General features: G+C 39.8%; 14 protein-coding genes. 6 read left to right on the top strand and 8 right to left on the bottom strand.

The features are described 5' to 3' along the window. The first annotated feature begins 140 nt into the window (after positions 1-140). Positions 141-1049: a histone deacetylase family protein gene (locus ACHFIY_RS03685; RefSeq protein ID WP_410844710.1), complete on the top strand. Its 909-nt coding sequence runs from the start codon at positions 141-143 to the stop codon at positions 1047-1049. Between the two features lie 149 nt (positions 1050-1198). Here ACHFIY_RS03685 and ACHFIY_RS03680 read toward each other — a convergent pair whose 3' ends face one another. After that, a complete protein-coding gene (locus tag ACHFIY_RS03680) occupies positions 1199-2179 on the bottom strand; it encodes a DUF3078 domain-containing protein (RefSeq protein ID WP_410844709.1) in 981 nt (326 codons plus the stop codon). Between the two features lie 1487 nt (positions 2180-3666). Here ACHFIY_RS03680 and ACHFIY_RS03675 point away from each other — a divergent pair. The 3 genes from ACHFIY_RS03675 to ACHFIY_RS03665 all read left to right on the top strand — a co-directional run bounded on the left by ACHFIY_RS03675 (position 3667) and on the right by ACHFIY_RS03665 (position 10473). After that, on the top strand, positions 3667-4650 hold the full coding sequence (locus ACHFIY_RS03675; protein WP_410844708.1) for a YitT family protein: 984 nt from the start codon (positions 3667-3669) through the stop codon (positions 4648-4650). A gap of 62 nt (positions 4651-4712) precedes the next feature. Continuing rightward, complete coding sequence (locus ACHFIY_RS03670; protein WP_410844707.1) at positions 4713-9293, top strand: T9SS type B sorting domain-containing protein; 4581 nt, start codon at positions 4713-4715, stop codon at positions 9291-9293. 73 nt (positions 9294-9366) lie between these two features. After that, positions 9367-10473: an SGNH/GDSL hydrolase family protein gene (locus tag ACHFIY_RS03665; protein WP_410844706.1), complete on the top strand. Its 1107-nt coding sequence runs from the start codon at positions 9367-9369 to the stop codon at positions 10471-10473. Positions 10474-10659: 186 nt separating this feature from the next. Here the strand turns inward: ACHFIY_RS03665 and ACHFIY_RS03660 are convergent, their stop codons facing one another. From ACHFIY_RS03660 to ACHFIY_RS03650, 3 genes are all read right to left on the bottom strand, one after another. Continuing rightward, positions 10660-11823, bottom strand: coding sequence for a trans-sulfuration enzyme family protein (locus ACHFIY_RS03660; protein ID WP_410844705.1), 1164 nt, complete (start codon positions 11821-11823; stop codon positions 10660-10662). 121 nt (positions 11824-11944) lie between these two features. Further along, complete coding sequence (locus ACHFIY_RS03655; protein ID WP_410844704.1) at positions 11945-12367, bottom strand: OsmC family protein; 423 nt, start codon at positions 12365-12367, stop codon at positions 11945-11947. A 242-nt stretch (positions 12368-12609) separates the two neighbouring features. Beyond that, a complete protein-coding gene (locus tag ACHFIY_RS03650; protein ID WP_410844703.1) occupies positions 12610-13953 on the bottom strand; it encodes an oligosaccharide flippase family protein in 1344 nt (447 codons plus the stop codon). 175 nt (positions 13954-14128) lie between these two features. Between ACHFIY_RS03650 and ACHFIY_RS03645 the strand changes: the two genes are divergently transcribed. Further along, entirely contained in the window at positions 14129-15259 is a 1131-nt protein-coding gene (locus ACHFIY_RS03645) for an ATP-grasp domain-containing protein (RefSeq protein WP_410844702.1), read from the top strand. A gap of 195 nt (positions 15260-15454) precedes the next feature. On the opposite strand, the gene ACHFIY_RS03640 is transcribed toward ACHFIY_RS03645, so the two are convergent. The 3 genes from ACHFIY_RS03640 to bioB all read right to left on the bottom strand — a co-directional run bounded on the left by ACHFIY_RS03640 (position 15455) and on the right by bioB (position 17959). After that, complete coding sequence (locus tag ACHFIY_RS03640; RefSeq protein ID WP_410844701.1) at positions 15455-15847, bottom strand: tetratricopeptide repeat protein; 393 nt, start codon at positions 15845-15847, stop codon at positions 15455-15457. A 456-nt stretch (positions 15848-16303) separates the two neighbouring features. Then, complete coding sequence (locus ACHFIY_RS03635; protein WP_410844700.1) at positions 16304-16693, bottom strand: ribosomal maturation YjgA family protein; 390 nt, start codon at positions 16691-16693, stop codon at positions 16304-16306. Positions 16694-16957: 264 nt separating this feature from the next. Continuing rightward, entirely contained in the window at positions 16958-17959 is a 1002-nt protein-coding gene (bioB, locus tag ACHFIY_RS03630; RefSeq protein WP_410844699.1) for a biotin synthase BioB, read from the bottom strand. Between the two features lie 362 nt (positions 17960-18321). On the opposite strand from bioB, the gene ACHFIY_RS03625 reads away from it, so the two are divergent. Then, on the top strand, positions 18322-18714 hold the full coding sequence (locus tag ACHFIY_RS03625; RefSeq protein WP_410844698.1) for a hypothetical protein: 393 nt from the start codon (positions 18322-18324) through the stop codon (positions 18712-18714). A 613-nt stretch (positions 18715-19327) separates the two neighbouring features. Here ACHFIY_RS03625 and ACHFIY_RS03620 read toward each other — a convergent pair. After that, positions 19328-20752 (bottom strand): NAD(P)(+) transhydrogenase (Re/Si-specific) subunit beta, encoded by a 1425-nt coding sequence (locus ACHFIY_RS03620; protein ID WP_410844697.1) that lies wholly within the window; start codon positions 20750-20752, stop codon positions 19328-19330. Between the last annotated feature and the right edge of the window lie 43 nt (positions 20753-20795).

Raw genomic sequence — 20795 nt, 5'->3', positions numbered from 1 at the left:
AAAAAGTTGGATATTTATATTGCATGAAACAAAAAAGAAAACATCAGCTATAATTTAGTTGATGTTCTCTTTTTTTATAAGGCTCATCATCATAACGTATAACCTACAACCTAGAACTTATTACTTACCACTTACTACTTATGCCCGAAATACAAATCGCCTTCTCGCCTATCTATGCCCACCCGTTACCCGAAGGGCATCGGTTCCCCATGTTGAAATACGAACTGATACCAGCACAATTGTTATACGAAGGCACTATTACGCCAAACCAACTATTTGCCCCAAACCCATGCCCATTAGATATTGTTCTGCAAACACACGATGCTGAATATGTAGATAAATTATTAAACCAATCGCTATCGGCAGCAGAGCAAAGAAAAATCGGCTTTCCCCAGTCGCCAGCATTGACTAAACGGGAATTAATCATTGCACAAGGTACAATTGATTGTTGCCATTTTGCGATGAGGGATGGAGTGGCGTTGAATGTGGCAGGCGGCACTCACCATGCTTTTGCAGATCGTGGGGAGGGTTTTTGCTTACTGAACGATATGGCTATTGCAGCTAATTATTTGATAAGCAATAAACTAGCAAAGCAAATATTGATTATTGACTTAGACGTTCATCAAGGCAATGGCACGGCTAGTTTGTTTGAAAAAGAACCAAGGGTATTTACCTTTAGTATGCACGGTGCTAGTAACTATCCTTTCCATAAAGAAAAAAGCAATTTGGATATTGGGTTGGCCGACGGCTGCACCACTTCAACCTATCTGCAATTGCTGCAAACAAACCTTAGCCATTTACTAGCTACAATAAAGCCTGATTTTGCTTTTTTTTTAAGTGGTGTGGATATAATAGACACCGATAAATTTGGCAAGCTAAAAGTAACCATAGATGGCTGCAAGCAAAGGGATGAAATGGTATTTACCCTGCTGCAACAATACAAAATACCTGTTGCTGTGGCCATGGGCGGCGGGTACAGCCCCGATGTAAGGACTATTGTGGATGCGCATTGCAATACATTCAGGACGGCAGTAAAACTGTATAGTTGATTTTCCGCAAAAAAGGCTCGAAGATACAAAGGAGCACAAAGGTTGAAGGAAAAGAGAAAAGGCAAAGTATTTAATATTCTACTTTCCTTTTTTCTTCTTTTTTCTTCTTAGTGCTACTTCTAGCCTTTGTGTCTTTGTGGCTATTAAAATTAGCTTAGTACCCTAATTTTATCCCCGTTTATAAGCCTTTTCTTTGTATTTAGCACTTTCAGGAAGCCAATACCCAATATGCTTTTTGTTTGCAGCCCAGGCGATTTGCCCTGTGGGCCAAAGATGCGCACATCATCATCATAAATTAAATCGAGGCTATAAGTAGCACTAAAATATTTGTTTATCTTAAAAGAAAGCTGATTGGTCATATATACATCCACATTCTGGGGGTTGTGTGTATAGTTGGAAAACAAGTCGAGCCTGCCTTTATAGTTAATATTTTTATCCAATGTGCTGGAATAGTTGATGGTGGCAAAACCACCAATTTCATTTTTAAAGCTTTTGCCCGTATCTACCCCATAAGCTGCTTGCTTGGCAAGCACATTGTTGGCCACTATTACCCAGCGCGAGGTTAAAGGAGACATGAAAATAGACAACCTGCGTTGGGGCTTGTAATCGAAGCCAACTGATAGCAACACATAAGCAGGTGCTAAAAAAGATGAAGCAAAAGTACCTGCATTGTTGTTGTATGTATAACCATCAAAAAACTGCGAGCGGAAGTTGAACAAACTAGAAAGGTACCATTTGCCCAATGTATCCATCTTATAATCGTATTTGCTTAAATAATCAAAACGGTCATCATTTTTCCTGCTGCCAAGGCTGCTGGTCTGTACAAAACCAAGGTTCATGTCAAGGCTATTGTCCCAGCAATCCCTATTTTTTTGGTATAGGTAAAAAAAGTGGAAATAAGAACTAATGGCCATTGAAAAATTGTCGCCACCCGATGCCCAATTGCTCAAGGAACCTTGATTTAGTGTAAAATTGATTAATCCCCCATGCTTCCAGTTCCATTTTGAAGTGTCAGCTTCTTTTGTTACTGTTTTAGAAGTCTCGGTACTTAGGTTTTTTATTACAATGTCTTGGGCATTCAAAAAAGTGATAGAACAGTTTAAAAAAACAAGGAAGAAACATTTTCTCATATACAAATTAATTTCCTGTAAAAATAATAATTTACAGTATTTGCTGTTTTCGATGGATGTAATTTTTGGGTATTATTTTCCACATTTGGTTTTACTATAAAGCAAACAAAAGGATTTACGAAAAGGAAACACAAAGTCCTTTCTGAGAATATGCAAAAGGGTGCATAAAACTTTTTCGCTTTGTCCTGATACGCGGGTGCATTTCAAATCTTCACTTTTAATTCCCCTTTTTTATTTATCAGCAAGATAGATAATTGATGGTGATAGGCGTACCCTAATTCCCGACCTCACCCCAACCCTCTCCAAAGGGAGAGGGAGCAAGAACAAGGGAGAGGGGGCAAGAAAAAACGAGAGAATAAGAAGAACTAAGCGAAGATTTGGAATGGCTTATTTTCTGCTTTTAAGTGATTTATTTTTTTTGCTATTTCTCCTTTTTGCCTATAACTCATTGATATTCAGTTGTTTGTGATTTTTAAGCCTCATTTTTTATTATAATTTAAGTGAATTTTGTGATAATTGATTAATAATGGAATGATAGTTTTACTATAGTAAATTGATAATTTATTGATAAGAAACTGATAAGATTTTGATAGTGGATTATCATTTTGCTAAGCCAACTAACATCCGATGCTGGAAGCAAGGCCAAGATGCCCTTAGTTCCCCGTTTAATGTAAAATTGGCATGAATAGGTATATAGTCCAAAATAAAAATCCTATATGGGGAAATATTCCCCCATAAGTATCCAAAATTTCCCCCATATAGGATACTTTTTAAACCTAGATTTTGCAGTTGAAATCTATTGAAAACAATAAAAAACGAAATTTTGAAATGCACCCTGCTACGCCCCAATCTATAAAAACTTTATCTTTGTACTAGAAATGTGCTTGATACAAACTATTTACAAAACCAGTGCCTTGGCATCCCAATCGTAGCTCTTTTTTTACTAATATTAAGATAGTTGTAGTCTCAAAATTCGGTCTTGGATGTACGACTATAAAATAAGCACAAATCAGGCACAAAATGAGCATAAATTATGCACAAAACAAGCACAAATTACGCATAAAATAAGCATAAAATAAGCACAAAATAAGCACAAAAATTTGATATTATTGTTGATAATCAATGGCTTACAAGGTTGGTAACGATTTTTGAAAAAAGGAACAGCGTAAAAATCCCACGAAAATGGCAAAACTGAAACTATTTTAATATAAACTAGGAGATATCAATATTATTAAAAATATGCAAATATTGTCCCCTTGCCCTGTGCCTGTTACCTTTTCCTTTAGGTATCTTCTCCCGGTCTTTCGGGAGGGGCGAGGTTGGACTAGGTTGATTTTTTAATAAAAGCGAAAAACTTTTATGTCCCTATTCAAAACATGAATGCTTAAAGGACACAAGATTCTGTTAACTTTGATAGGCTAAGATAGCCGAGGAAAAAGCTATTCTATCTTCCAATATCATTTTAGTACTTTTAGAAAAGATGGCCTATGAACGCATTTTGGAAGCAAATCATCATTCAAACATCTGTAACAAAAAAAAAGGGCAAACCTAATGGGAAACCGGGCTACTCAAATTTTGTAATAGCAAAGGGGGTGCGCAATTTCAGGCTATCGGCCGTATTGCTAATTAAAGATATTGTATTAATCACTATTGGTATTTTTTCTGCCTCTTTTGGCTTTAAGGTTTTTTTATTAACCAATCATTTTATAGATGGCGGTGCAACAGGCATATCCTTGTTAATATCAAATGTAACATCCATCCCACTATATATATTGATTATAGGTATCAATATCCCTTTTGTTTTGCTAGGGTACAAAGTAGTGGGCAAGGCATTTGCCATCAAAACGGCATTTGCCATATCGGGGCTTGCTTTATGTGTTGCTACAGTACATTTTCCCGATGTTACCAAAGACAATGTGCTGGTAGCCGTGTTTGGCGGTTTTTTCCTTGGTGCTGGCATTGGCTTTGCCGTGAGGGGCGGGGCAGTGATAGATGGCACGGAAGTATTGGCTATTTACCTGAGCAGGAAGTTTGGCACCACGATAGGCGACATTGTGATTGTGATTAATATTTTTATTTTTGGGGCAGCCGCCTACCTGCTTTCGGTAGAAATAGCCCTTTACTCAATGATTACCTATTTATCTGCTTCTAAAACACTCGACTTTATTATAGAAGGCATTGAAGAATATACGGGGGTAACCATCATATCGGCTTACAGCGAGAAGATAAGGCGGATGATTGTTACGGTAATGGGGCGTGGCGTAACAGTTTATAAAGGGAAACGGGGCTATGGCAAAACTGGCGAAACAAGGGAAGCAGACATTGTTTATACCGTGGTAACTCGATTAGAGCTAAACAAGCTAAACGCCGAAATAGAAAAAATAGACCCTTTTTCGTTTGTAGTGATGAGCAGCGTGAAAGATACCAAAGGCGGCATGATAAAAAAGAGGCCTTTGTCGCATGAAAATTAATTGAACCCGTAGCTTAATCTTAATCCTTAATTTTACCATTGTAGTCAATTGCAATTTTGCCAATGCCCCTTAATAGACATATTGTTACGCTAATTGTGCAGCTATTGTTACTTAATGTGGCTGCGGCACAAATAACCGCTTGCCCAGAGTTGGGGCAAAGTGTTGGCGGAGCTTTTCCTGTATGCGGCAGCAATGTTTTTTCCCAAAGCGAGGTAAAACCATGCGGCGGAGATTCAATACCTATACCCGATTCCATTTGCTCCATACCATTCTTATCTACACCCTATACAGACATAAACCCGTACTGGTACAAATTCACCTGCTTTAAAACTGGCACATTTGCCTTTGCCATTACACCAAACATCCCAACTGATGATTACGACTGGCAAATATTTGATATTACAGGGCATGACCCGAAGGAAGTATATACAAACTTATCCTTGTTTGTAGCCTGTAACTGGTCTGGCAATGGCGGCGTTACTGGGGCAAACAGCAGTGGCCAGCAAGCCAACGGCTGCGAAGGCTATGATGCACCCAACATCAGTGCTATGCCTACCCTTATTGCAGGGCATGATTATTTGATGCTTGTTAGCCATTATACTTCTACGGACAATACAAATGGTTATACCCTTTCCTTTGGAGGCAGTGGCAGCACAGCCACCATTACAGACCCGATTGCCCCAAAAATTTCAAAGATTAGCATAAACTGCTCAGGGGATAAGATTGGCATAAAACTAGACAAAAAAATGCTGTGCAAGTCTATGGCTACAGACGGGAGCGACTTTTATATAAGCACCAACCCTGCTATTGCGGCTGTAACAGGCGTTGGCTGCAAAAACGCATTTGACATGGATTCTATCGTTATCCAGTTGGCGGCTGGGTTAGCCGTAGGCGACTACCAATTAGCACCTAGCCCAACCAATAAAATTGGGGATTTGTGCAGCGCAACCATCCCATTATTAGATACTTTCAAGTTTTCTATTTTGCCACAGTTGCCAACAATAATGGATAGCATCACCACGCCATTGCCATGCGCCCCACAGCAATTGCAACTGGTGTTTAAAACCCCTATCCGGTGCAGCTCGGTGGCAGCAGATGGCAGCCAATTTGCTATCACGGGCCCTGATGCTGTGGATATTGCTAGTGCCACTACTGTGTGCGATACCAATGCGCTTAGCACGGTTATATCTATTAATTTAAAAAAGCCCATTATTACAGATGGCAATTATAAAATTTCATTGAAAAACGATGTTAATTTTAGCCCTATTATAAATGAGTGCAGCGTACCTACGCCAAAATCATCCCTGCAGTTTAAGGCTGTGAACAAAGTGAATGCCGATTTTTCGTACAAAGTATATCCTGGTTGCAAGCAAGATACTGTGAAAGTGCAATACGTCGGCATTGCCACAGGCACCAATAATGCAAACAGTTGGGCATGGTATATCGGCGACACATTATACAGTACTTCTAAAGATACTAGCTTTGTTTATACAACGTTCACACCAAAGGCAGTGCGTTTGCAGGTATCCAACGGCATTTGCAACTATACCAATATAGACAGTATTTTTCCTATAAACCATGCCATAAAAGCTGATTTTAGCCTGCTTGATACCATTTGCAGTAATGAGCAAGCCATTTTTAAAGACCAAAGCCAAGGAGTGATTACAGCATGGAAATGGAGTTTTGGCAATGACAGTACTAGTACAGCCCAAATGCCAGCTGCTCAAACTTACCTTTTAACTAATATTATTAAAACCTATCAGGCACAATTAATCGTAACCAACCAAGTGGGCTGCATAGATACGAGTGCCTTGAAGCCAATTACCGTAAAATCTGCAACGCCAGTACTGCCGGATAGCATTACAGCATTGGCTTGTGCAGCTACCGCAATGGAATTGGTATTTAAAGCCCCTGTAAAATGTGGCTCTATAGCATCAGATGGTAGCAACTTTACCATTACAGGGCCATCCCTTGTTAATATTACAGGAGCTACCATTAATTGTGATGGCATGGGACTAGGGAGCGTTGTTGAAATTAACCTCTCAACCCCAATAAAAACAAACGGCATTTACCATATTGCTATACACAAAGCAGCAAATGGCGACAGTATCAGGAGCGAATGTGGCGTGGCTACGCCAGATACGGTATTGGCCTTTTCTACAATAATCAATGTGTTTGCCAATGCTGATACAATTGTGCATATTGGCTGCAAACAGGACACCCTCATTACTAGCCATGATGGCAAAAACAACGTAAATTCATGGACATGGGTGCTGGCAGACACAATCGTTAAAATGGGGCAAAAAGATACTTTTATATATAATAATTTTACTCAGAAGCCACTAAAACTAATTGTATCGAACGGCATTTGCACCGACAGCAGCATATTATTAATAAAACCAATTGACCATACTATAAAAACAGGTTTCAGCTTGTCAGATACCATTTGCGGGAACGAGTTAACCACATTCAAAGACATGAGCCAAGGCGTGATTGTGGCCTGGAAATGGAACTTTGGCAACGGCAGTACCAGTAATGCCCAAGTGCCACTTGCTCAAATTTACCCTTTTGTAACTGGTATTAAAACTTATTTGGCACAATTGATAGTAACCAACCAAGTTGGTTGTATAGATACAAGTACTTTAAAGCCCATTACGGTAAAATCAGGTGTACCTAGCCTGCCAGATAGCGTTACTGCATTAGCTTGCGCAGCCACAACAATAGAACTGATATTTAATGTCCCAGTAAAATGTAGCTCTATTGCCACAGATGGCAGCAATTTTACCATCACTGGCCCATCCATAGTTAATATTTTGGGAGCTACTGTAAATTGTAATGACAAGGGTCTGGGCAGTGTCATTAAAATTAACCTCTCAACCCCAATAAAAACAAATGGCAATTATCATATAGCTATACACAAAGCCGCCAATGGCGACAGTATCAGGAGCGAATGTGGCGTGGCTACGCCAGATACAGTATTGGCATTTGCTACACTCAACAATGTGTTTGCCAATTCAGATACCATTGTGCATATTGGCTGCAAGCAGGATACCCTCATTACTAGCCACGATCGCAAAAACAATATCAATTTATGGACATGGGTACTAGCAGACACAATAGTAAAAACTGGGCAAAAAGACACTTTCATTTACAATAATTTCAACCCGAAAACATTAAAACTAATCGTAACGAATGGTATTTGTACAGACAGCAGCTTGTTATTGATTAGGCCGCTTGATCATACCGTAAAAGCAGCTTTTAGCACACAAGCTATTATTTGCCCAGATGTAATGGCAACATTTACCAATGAAAGCCTTGGCAATTTAACCAATTGGGCATGGAGTTTTGGCGATGGGGATAGCAGCCACGTGCAATCGCCACTACCTAAAAAGTACCCTTCGCTTGATACCGCAACTACTTATAAAACTAGGCTTGTGGTTAAAAATGCAATTGGCTGCTTGGATACCAGTGCCTACAAAGCAATTGTTGTAACAGCATTCAAGCCAGCATTGCTGGATACAATACCTGTGCTGCCATGTGAACCCACTTCCGTGCAGGTAATATTTAAGGGCTTGCTGCAATGCAGTTCGCTAGCGGCAGATGGCAGTAATTTCAGCATAACAGGGCCTTCGGTAGTATCTATTGCCAATGCAATAATTAACTGCAATGCCGCAGGATTTGGCGACACCGTGCAGCTGGTATTAGCATCCCCTATCCGTGTGGCGGGGAGATATACGTTAGCCATCAAAAAATCAACAGCCAATACCTTTTTGGCAGCCGATTGCAATGCAGCCACTCCTGTGGGTTCGTCTATAAGTTTCAACGCTTTGAATGCTGCAAATGCAGATTTTACCTTTCAAGTAGCATATGGCTGCAAAGCTGATACTATTGCCTATATGCACGATGGAAAAAATGGGGTAAACAAATGGAACTGGGATTTTGGCAATGGCGTTACCAGCACTAAACAAGATACAACTATTATTTACAACACATTTACGCCAAAACTAACTACGCTGATAGTAGCCAATGATGTTTGCAGCGATAAAAAAGATGTAACGATTACCTTAAAAAACGAGCATGATGATATTAAGGCTGGCTTTGTAGTAGAGAAACAAAATGGCACAACTATAGAGGAGCTAAACTATATATGCCCTACCGAAAAAGCTATTTTTAAAGATACCAGCACGGGCATCATTAACAAATGGCAGTGGGAATTTGGGGATAACACAACAAGTACTGCACCAAAACCATCCCCTAAAAGCTACGCCCGCCCAAATAACACCACCGATTATTTGGTAAGGCTAATTATTACCGGCAATTACTGCACAGACACCGCCTACAACCATATAAAAGTAATACCTAATTGCTATATAGACGTGCCATCTGCATTTACGCCCAACGGCGACCAGTTGAATGACTACCTGTTCCCTTTAAATGCCTATAAAGCCGAAAACCTAGATTTTAAAGTATTTAACCGTTTTGGGCAATTGATATTTGAAACCAAGGACTGGACAAAACCATGGGACGGGAAAGTAAACGGCACGCCACAAGATGCAGGCACTTATGTATGGATGCTACATTATGTAGATCATGACACAAAAGAACCCGTAAGCAAACAAGGGGTAACGGTGCTGATAAGGTAAAATTCTTGTAAATTGCCAAAAATTTGGATTGGTTAGTATAGCTAAATTAAAAGGAAAAAAATAACAATAGAAAATGAAAAAAAGTTTGGTTCTCGCATTAATGTTTGTTGCCATATTCAATACTTGTTCGTTTGCACAAACAAGCACGGGCAAGTTTATTGCAGCCAACAACAAATGGCTTAGCTATATGGGCCGGGTTGGCACAAATGATTCCTGTGCCGAATTTTATTGGACAGGTACAAGCGTAAGCATTAGTACCAAAGGCACTTCTACTATTAGTGCGATATTGGAAGACGAAAAAGGCAACAACTATTATTATGTAATTGTGGATGGCGATAGCAGCACTGCAAGAAAAATAAAAGTGGACAAAGAAAAGAAATTGTACACCTTGGCAACTAACCTTGACAAAAAGAAGCACAAGGTTGAGTTGTTCAAAGTAACCAATACTGACTTTATTACCACACGCTTTTATGGGTTTGTTTTGGATAGCTTGGCCAAAATACTCAAGCCCGCAAAAAAGCCTAAAAGGAAGATAGAATTTTTTGGCAACTCCATCACCTGTGGGCATGGGGTGGAAGTACCGAGCGACAGCACAGACAACGGCAGGCCTGAATATTTCAATAATTACAAAACATACGCCGCTATCACGGCAAGGCATTTTAACGCACAATACCACTGCACTGCCAAAAGCGGTATTGGCGTTACCATTAGTTGGTTCCCCGAGGTAATGCCTGACATTTATGACCGGCTAAATCCTAAAGATTCTACAAGCAAGTGGGATTTTGCAAAGTATACACCAGAAATAGTAGTAATAAACCTGTTCCAGAATGATAGTTGGCTGGTAAACATGCCCACACACCCACAGTTTAAAGCACGTTTTGGCACTGAAAAACCTAGTGAGGAATTTATTATTAATGCTTATGCCAATTTTATAAAATCTATCCGTGGCAAATACCCCAAGGCAACCATCCTTTGCTGCCTTGGCAATATGGATGCCACTAGGGAAGGCTCCAAATGGCCAAGCTATATAGACACGGCTGTGGCTTCGCTAAAAGACAACAAGCTATTTACCCATTTTTTTCCTTTTAAAAAAACATCCGGCCATCCAAGGGTGCAGGAACAGGAAGCCATGGCTGAGGACTTGATTGGGTTTATTGAGAAGGGGAAGTATTGGAAGTAACATTGCTTTTCGGGAATGAATGAGATAGCCACAAAGACACGAAGACTCAAAGTAGCACTAAGGAAAAGAAAGAAGGGAATATGAAATGCAAAGCATTTCATATTCCCTTAAAAATTTTGTGCCTCTTTGAATCTTCGTGCCTTAGTGGCAAATTAACCAAACTTGCATTTGATTAGTATTAATATTTTAACTCTTTGCCAAAGCCTGTTCTATATCATTCAAAATATCCTGTACATTTTCCAAACCAGCAGAAATCCTTATCAAACCCGGCGTGATGCCAACAGATAAACGTTCTTCTTCTGTCAATTTAGAGTGGGTGGTACTTGCGGGGTGTGAGGCTATGCTACGGGTGTCGCCAAGGTTTGGTGTCATGGACAACAGCTCCAAAGCATCTAAGAATTTGCGGCCGCTTTCTATGCCGCCTTTCAGTTCAAAACACAATATGCCACCGCCTTTGCTCATTTGCTTAATGGCTGTTGCATATTCTGGGTGCGAAGGCAGGTGCGGGTATTTTACCCAGCTTATCTTTTCGTTTTTTTCTAATGCTGTTGCTATGGCAAGCGCATTGTTGCAATGCCTTTCCATCCTTACATCCAATGTTTCCAGGCTTTTGCTTAGTACCCAAGCGTTGAATGGGCTCATGCTAGGGCCGGTATTGCGGCAAAACAGATAAATTTCTTTTATTAAATCGGCCCTGCCTACCACTACCCCACCCAAAACACGGCCTTGTCCGTCAATCCACTTGGTAGCACTATGGCTTACAATGTCTGCCCCGAAAGCAATAGGGTTCTGCAACACAGGCGATGCAAAGCAATTGTCCACATTAAATATCAGGTTGTGTTTTTTGCAAAAAGCCCCTGCCCATTCCAAGTCAATTATTTCTAATTGGGGGTTGGTAGGCGTTTCCAAGTAAATCATCTTGGTGTTTGGCCTTACAGCCGCTTCCCATTCTGTTGGGTTGTTGGCTTTTACCAAAGTGCATTCTATGCCATAGCGTGGCAAAAACTTGGTAGCCAAGGCATAGGTGCTGCCAAAAACAGAACTGCAACAAATTAAATGGTCGCCTGTTTTCAGTAATGCAAAAATGGAATTGAATACGGCAGCCATGCCCGATGCAGTAGCAAAACCTGCTTCTGCACCTTCTAACATACACATTTTAGCCACAAATTCATCTACCGTGGGGTTGCTGTATCGGCTATAAATATTATCGTCTGTTTCATCGGCAAAAGCGGCACGCATGTCCTCGGCAGAATCGAAAGTAAAACTGCTGGTTAAAAAAAGCGGCGTTGAATGCTCCTTTTCTGAAGATTGTGCCGATTGTATGCGTATGGCTTGTGTTTGTTTATGCATCTTCTAAGTCGTAAGTTGTAAGTTGTAAGTCGTAAGTCAAAAGAGGAAAGAGGAGAATAAGGAAAAATGAAGTTGTACTTTTTTCTTGCCTTATTTAACACTTATGACTTACGACTTATGACTAGGCGTGTACAAATGTTTCTGTGGTAATCGTTGTCCCGGAGCCTATTAAAGTAGCGGCTACAGAGCAATATTTATTAATTGACAAATCAACTGCTTTCTTGGCCTTGTCCTCATCAACCTCACCATAAATATGAAATTCTATGGTTATGTTTTGCCATAGCGAAGGTTCTTTGCCTGCTTCCCTTTCGCCTTTAATCACCATTTTATAATCACGCACGGTTTGGCGTTGTTTTTTCAAAATCATGATTACGTCAATAGCACTGCACCCCCCCAAGCCCATGAGCAGCATTTGCATCGGGCGTACGCCAAAGTTTTGACCGCCGCTCTCGGGGCTGCTGTCCATCCTTACAGAATGGCCATTTTGGTCTTTTGCTTCAAAGCCATAATCGCCGTGTATCCTTGCTAATTCTATTACTGGCATATCCTTCCTATTTTAATAAAGGCGGCAAAGTTAATGAAATGCTTGCAAGTTTCAAGTATTGGATTGGCAGCATTTGTTACTGCATGCCACGCAGGCACAAAAAAACGAAGATGCATAAAGAAAAAGAAGGGCAACAGTAATTCCTAACATAAATCATCTTCTTTTTTCTTTGCTTCTCCTTTATTTCTTAACAGTTACTATGAGTCTTTGTGCCTTCGAGGCGAAATAATATCAAAGCATTTTCAATGCTTTTTAAACCGCCAGCCAATTTTTTCGTGGTATAGGGCCACGCATTCCTTAAACCCGCTTATGAACACCCCCCGGAAAGAATAATCAATATGCTTCCTCAAGGCAAAAGAACCCACTAATATGCCAGCAAGCAACGTGAAAGGCGATGCAAAAGCTACCCCATAAATATTTTTGAATATGCTTACGCCAATTAAATCTGTAGAAATACAAACGGCAAGCATTACCAATACCTTGTAAAAATTTACTTTTGGCAAGTGTATTATATCTAATGTAACGCCGTTGAAGCGGTCGATAGGATAAAAAATAGCCATTATCATAAACAACCTATAAATATTGGGTGCTTCTGTATGTTTGTATTTGCCCCCCCCTAATAAGCTAATGGCAAAATCGGCAAAGAAAAAAGCACCAATGGCCAAAGGGATAAAAACCCAGGTGAGCATCCCTGAATATTTCTTGAAAATATAGGCCACATGGCTCATTTCGTTCCTGTTGTAGCCTGCTGCCATGGCCGACATTCCCGTTCCTATAAAGCTTCTCAATGGGATTTCCACTATTTCCATTAGCCTCAAAGGCAAATTATATACCGCCACTGCCCCAGGACCTAGAAAAATATTGATAATGAATGTATCTGCACTGCTCAGCAAGTTAGAGCTAAGATTGGTGGCCAAGCTAAATTTGCCAAAATTGGCCAGTTCAATAATACATGCCTTGGAGCGTTTAAAAAAGGCACGGCTATGCGTGAACCTAGCAATAAAACAAGCCGCACTGGTAAGGCAATTGGTGAGGAAATTAAATAACAATAGATAGTGAAGGGACATTTTGCCCATAATCATTAGCACAATAACAATCAAAATCATAGACCCGCTATTGATCATCCTTAGCCAAAGGATGGGGATATAACGTTCCTCGGCAACCAAAATCCAAAAGGTAATGGTGTAGGGCAGGGAGCTCAAGAAAGTAACCCCAAACCAATGGATGGCTTCTAATGCACCGGGGTTGTGTATATAGGCAGCAAACGGCATTAGCCCAATATCGATTAACACACACAAGGAAGTAAGCGACAAAGCCAGAAACCATACGGAACCTAATACTTCTTTTGCCCGTTGAGGCTTGGTTCCTGCATAAAACTTTACCGTGGCTGTAGATAAAAAACCGTTCCTAATGGCATCTGCCAAGCCTAGGACAGTTAAAAAGAAAAACCAGGTACCTACTTGCACTTTATCGAGCGAGCGGTAAATCAATGCCATGTTCACAACGCTAAAAATAGAAATTACCCCATTACCTGCAAGGGCCAAGAAGTGTTTGCTGCGGAGGAAAGAAAATTTAAAAGCAGGCATGGGGTTTATTTTTATTTCGCTAATAATTAAGCTTGGCAAAAAAAGTATGCAATAATAAGTAATCGGTTAAAGATAAAATCATATTCTTGCTTATTAATACAAAATACAAATAAACCTGGAAATACGCCTTTTTGTCGTGGCATATTTAATTTAATTAACTAGTTCAAGGAAGATTATGTACACTACTTTACTCGTTTCTTATTCAGATTTTTTCGATAGCCCTGGTGAAATACCTTTCATGTTTAAAAAGGCTGGCCAAAAAGTGGTTATTTACTGCTGCGAAACAAGCTGGTTAAAATCGAACAGGTATCATGACGAATGGATAGATGCAAGTAAAGAAAAAGAGGTGTTTGCCAAGGAATTTATTTCCTTGGTAAAAGAAAAAGGGGATAGCTATAATAAGATAATGCTGCTTGACGATGTAACCATACAGCTAATTAATGAAACTATTGGGGACGAAGAGGCACTTTTTGCCAAGGTAATGCCCATCAACAAAATAGAAAACCGGGAGATGCTCTCCTCTAAAATAGGGATGAGCCGCGTATTTGAAAAACACAATATTGCAACCCCAAGATATATTAACTATGTGGAGGAGAGCAATTTTGCAACAGTAAGCAAGAAGCTAAACTTTCCTGTGCTGCTGAAAGTAGATTTTAGCTTTTCTGGCACTGGCATACGAAAATGCAATGCGCCAGAAGAACTAGAAGAAAAGCTAAATGAACTGCACGATACCAAAAATATTGTGATACAAGAGTTTATTACGGGCGAAGACATTGGCGTGGAAGCCTTGTTTGAAAATGGTGAGCTGATACGCTATCAATGCGCAAAAGTGGCCGCCTATATGTACAATGAATTCTCCTTTACCACCAAGCGGTTTTATGTGCGCAACCATAAAATAGAAGAATTGCTGAGGGAGCTAGGCAAAAAAACAGGGCTAAACAGTTTTGCGAGCATTGGCTATATCTACCATAAAGAAAGGGATACTTATTACCTGATAGAAGTAGATGCCCGCACCAATTCGTGGATGCCGTACAGCAGGTTTACAAACGACAGCTTTATTGATGGCCTGCGTGAAATTTCATCCGGGGTAAAAACAACAAAAGCAACTACTGCAAAAGAAAAGGAAAAGGTAGTAGAAATTGCCCTTTTTGACCGGGACATGCGCCGCTGCTTTAAAATGAAAGATTTTAAGGGTATATTGAAGTGGATATTCAATTACAAAGGCTATTGGAAATTTATTCCGTTATACGATACCCGTTATTTTGGAAGGGTGATGAGGAAAATGATTTTCGACTTATTGCATTAATAGTTTTTAGCCACAAAGGCACAAAAACACGAAGAAGTATTAAGGAAATGAAAGTTAAAAGGCATTGATAACATTTTTTTCTTCTTTTCTCTTTTCTTTACTTAAAACTTTGTGCTTCTTTGTGTCTTCGTGCCTTCGTGGTAGATTAACCAAACTTGCACCTGAGTAGCAACATGTCTTTTCGGTAGATGCCCATTAAAAATTGTGAAAACTAAGTATTAACCTTCCCTCGGGCAGGTTGTGTTCTTTGTATTTAGCTATCCATTCATCGCCTAAAGCTGTATTTTTTTCTATACCCTCGCCGCTATAGTACATTTGTGCCAGTAGGTATTGGGCTTGAGGATGGTTTTGCAACGCAGCTTCACGCACTAATGAAAATGCTTTTTCATAATCCCTTTTCACGCCCCTGCCTTTTATGTACATATAGCCACAGTAAAACTGTGCTTTTGCCAAGCCTTTTTTTGCTGCTTTTTCGTATAGCTTGGCCGCTTTTCCGTAATTGCTATTTTTTGTTTCTGCTTCAAAAGCCAATTGGAAGCAGGCTTCGGGGCTAGGCGATAAAAAAAACAGTTTTTTTAATAAACTCATTGATGGGGAAGTTTACAAGAATGAATTGATTTGTAAATACAGTTTATGCTTTTTAAATCAATTTCTCTTTGGACAAGTAAAATTAAGCATAAGCATATAAACCGCATAACAACACTAAAAACTGAAATATTTGGCGGGGTATATTTTCAGTTGGGAATTTGGATGTAAGAATTCATTATCGCATATTGATCGCAGGGGTTTTTAGTAAAAATGTGATTTCTGTTTTTTGGCAACAACGATGCCCATATTTGTATTGTACATAGTATTTGAGCCAATAACTTTCTAAAATGCTGCTTAGCACTATATTAAAATAACAAAAGGAAAACTACATTTTGTTTAATATAACACCCTAATATACAGCAAATTGACCGACAAGACAGCATAGCCTATAAAGTGGGTGCATAAATATTTTTCGCTTGCACTGGTAGATTTGGCAACTTTCCAAAAGTTGCCAAATCAAAATCTGAATATGTATTTTTCTAGTATTGCTACTATTGCCCAGCCTATTAAAGTGCCAATGGCATAGCATACAATATCGCTCCACAAAAAACCTACACCAAACATCAACCGCCCATAATAATTAGAGCGTATGTACACCATCAAACTGCTATGGTTTAATTGCGAAAATTCATCGGCCACGCCTAGTGCATAATTAACAAGGGCTAGTTTCCAAAGTGTTGCCTTTGGGAAAAATATACGCAGGAAAAATACGAACATGCCAGCCCAGATAATATCGCCGCCATAAACCACCACTATATGCGGGAACCATTCGTGATGGCTACGGGTAGCTAGTGCCAACCAAACACAAAAAATAAATAAACTGAGGTAAGTGAGTTTTTGTTTCATGGGGTTATACCATTGATTAAATGATTAGCATGATTTTAATGATAGAAGCCATTAGCCTGAAAGGCTTTTATTAGGATGATTTTAGCAAGCCATTTTCTGTAGAGTATAGTTTGTTTTCTTTGGGCTAAATTTAAGGATATAGAATTAACTAATGAGGGGCAGAAAATTTTCTGCCCCTATGAAAGAAGGTATCCCATGCAACAGAGAATATGCAATACGCCCTTATAGCTACTTAATTTAAAATTCAAAAAATTAAAATAAACCTTACGCTTCTACCATTTCCCGTAAATAAGCTTTTTCATCTTTGAATGCTTTTCGGGGTTGCAGGCCTAGTAGTTGGAACATAGCATTGTCTTCATCAAAACTTGGGTTTGGCGTAGTCAGCAGCTTGTCGCCAGCAAAAATAGAGTTGGCACCTGCCATAAAGCACAAAGCCTGCTCAGCAACGCTCATGTCTGTGCGGCCTGCGCTAAGCCGTACCATGGTGGCTGGCATTAGCACCCTTGCGGTAGCTATCATCCTTACCATGTCCCAAATATCTACCTTCTTGTTCTCTGCCAATGGCGTGCCTTTGATAGGCACAAGCGCATTGATAGGTACGCTTTCAGGATGCACGGGCATTGTGGCTAAGGTATGCAGCATTTTAATGCGGTCGTCATGTGTTTCGCCTAGGCCAATAATGCCTCCGCAGCAAACACTTACGCCAGCCTTCCGTACATTCTCTAATGTTTCTAAACGGTCGTCGTAAGTGCGGGTGGTTATAATCTCGCTGTAATGTTCTTTGCTTGTATCAAGGTTGTGGTTGTAGGCATACAGGCCAGCTTCTGCTAGTTTTTCGGCTTGTGTTTCCGTAAGCATACCTAGGGTGCAGCATACCTCCATGCCCATTTCATTTACGCCTTTTACCATGTCTAGTACACGATCAAAATCCCGATTGTCCCTTACTTCCCTCCAGGCAGCGCCCATGCAAAAGCGGGTACTCCCTGCATCCTTTGCCTTTTGTGCATATTCCAGCACTTCTTCTTTTTTCATCAAAGCCTGCACATCTACGTCGGTGCTATACCTTGCGGCTTGCGGGCAATAGGCACAATCCTCGCTGCAACCGCCTGTTTTAATGCTTAGCAACGTGCAAACCTGCACCTCGGCAGTATCATTATATTGCCTATGGAGCGAGGCTGCTTTAAACACTAACTCCAATAATGGCGTGTTGTACAATGCTGCTATTTCTGCCACTGACCAATCGCTCCTTATATCGCTGTTTCCCATATATTAAACCCTTTTTTAAAACAATTAAAGCAACAAATATAAGGCAACAACTATCACGGAATAAATATGGGGGAAAGAAGTAACGCTTCTTTTTTAAGCTGGGTAAGCAAAGTTAAATCCCGACATTTGCAGCATTATGAAACCGCTTTAGGTGCAATTTTGTTTATTTAGCCACAAAGGCACGAAGACGCAAAGAGGCACAAATATTTAAGAGAAGAAGAAAAGAAAGAAAAGGATTCTTTTCTTCTTGGTGATTCTTCGAGACTAAGTGTTTTTGTGGCAAAATAATACCTTAATAGTAGCACACTTTTAAATAACGCAATCCAATCATTTAATCATTCAATTCACCATAGTCTCTATACATGAAATATTCTCAATTAATAGGCATTATTACAGCTATCTTAATTATTGCCACTTGCTACTTGCCTTGGAGCATTGTGCAAAACCCATATATTATTATTAAAGGGATGGATGCCAACGGCACTGACTTTGGCAGGCCAGGCTTACTCAATATTGTTTTATGCTGTATTATGATTGTTTTATATGCCATCCCTAAGCTATGGGCAAAGCGGGCTAATTTGTTTATCGCTGCCATTAATATGGCATGGAGTTTTAGAAACTATCTACTAGTAACTACTTGTTTTTTTGGTGAATGCCCGGTAAAGCAGCCAGCATTATTTGTTCTCCAAGGGCTAAGCATCATTACATTATTTATGTCCTTTTACCCAAAAGTATCTTTGAAAGAAAGGGGATGATTAATTAGGCACAAATGGGTGCATAAAACTTTTTTCTTTGTCCTGATACCCCCCAATCTATAAAAATCTTATCTTTCTGCTACAAATGTACTTGATATCAACTACCTACAAAACTAGTGCCTTGGTATCCTAATCGTAGCCTTTTTTTTACTAATATTAAGATAGTTGTAGTCCCAAAATTTGCTCTTGTATTTATAGCTGTAAAATATGCACAAATCACGCACAAAATGAGCATAAAATAAGCACAAAATAAGCAAAAAATAAGCACAAAAATTTGATTTTATTATTGATAATCAATGGCTTACAAGGGCAGTAACAATTTTTGAAAAAAAGAAACAGCGTAAAAATCTCATAAAAATGGCAAAACTGAAACTATTTTAATATAATACTAGAAAATATCTATTTTATTAAAAATATGCAATTATTTTCCTGTTGCCCAGTTCCTGTTACCTTTTCATTTGGGTAACTTGTCCTGGTCTTTCGGGAGGGATGAGGTTGGGATAGGTTGATTTTTTAATAAAAACCTTTTATGCCCTCTGCACAGATGCACAAAGTGATGTAATTCTTTGTACTACTTAGAGCTTTTGTGCCTTTGTGGCAACAATATAATATCTTACAAGCTCTTTATTTCATTAACTAACTGCTGTAAAACACTTTTTGCATCCCCAAACAACATTGATGTTTTTGGCTGGAAGAACAATTCATTTTCAATGCCTGCATAGCCAGGCTTCATGCTGCGTTTGTTTACAATAACCGTTTTCGCTTGCTCTACTTCCAATATAGGCATACCATAGATGGGTGATGCCGGGTCGTTTTTAGCAGCAGGGTTTACCACGTCGTTTGCCCCCAATATCAATACTACATCCGTGGTTTTGAACAAATCGTTGGCATCTTCCATTTCTAGCAGCTTGTCATAGCTTACATCGGCTTCGGCAAGTAGTACGTTCATGTGGCCAGGCATACGGCCTGCAACAGGGTGTATGGCATATATTACTTCTACCCCTTTTTCGTCCAATAGTTTTTCTAGTTCGTGGCACACGTGCTGTGCCTGTGCTACTGCCAAGCCATAACCTGGAACAATAATTACCCTGTTGGCATAAGCCATCACCATAGCCGAATCGCTAATAGAAATTTCTTTATATACGCCACCACTTGCAGTTTGCTGCGCACCACCTGTGGCTTTGCTTCCACCGAAAGAGCCAATCAATACATTCAACAAGCTACGGTTCATGGCTTTGCACATCAATATGGTAAGCAGCGTACCCGCAGCACCCACAAGGATACCACCCGTAAGCATTACCTTGTTATTGTACAAGAACCCACCGCAAGCAGCAGCAACGCCTGTAAAAGAGTTTAGAAGCGATATTACCACTGGCATATCTGCCCCGCCAATAGGCAAAACAAACATTACACCATACACCAATGCGCCTGTAAGGATAACATAAAACAAGTAGGCGTTTGCCGTGTTTAGGTTTACGACCAAGTAGCCAGCAATGCAAAGCATGATAAACAGCAAAATGGTATTTAATATCTGCTGGCCGGGAAAAGAAAAATCTTTCACTTTTCCGTTTAGTTTGCCCCATGCAATAATGCTGCCCGCAAAGGAAACAGAGCCGATAATCACGCCAAGGAAAATGGTAATCAAGATACCTGTAGATTCTGTATCCCCCCCATCTGCTGAAAGTTTTTCTGCTAAACGGCCAAACTCGATAATAGAAATCAAACCGGCACATGCACCGCCCATGCCATTAAAAAGGCTCACCATTTCTGGCATGGCGGTCATTTTTACTTTTTTCGCAGCCAAAAAGCCAACTACCGTACCAATAGCTAACCCTCCGAAAATCCAGATATAGTTGTGCAAACCATTGCCTTCCTTGTCATTATACAAGAAAATAGTACCTGCAATAGCCACTGCCATACCCACAGCGGCAATTAAGTTGCCTTTCCGTGCAGTAGCAGGGTTAGAAAGCATTTTCAACCCTAGTATAAATGTGATTGACCCAATTAAGTAACAAAGCGTAAGTATATTCAGTTCCATTATGAGTTATGAATTATGAGTTATGAATTATGAGTTAATTACG

The sequence above is a fragment of the Parasediminibacterium schistidii genome (assembly GCF_046546515.1).
In the GTDB taxonomy this organism is placed as follows: domain Bacteria; phylum Bacteroidota; class Bacteroidia; order Chitinophagales; family Chitinophagaceae; genus Parasediminibacterium.
The sequence above is the reverse complement of the archived record's forward strand: the minus strand, read 5'-3'. Positions and strand labels throughout refer to the sequence as shown.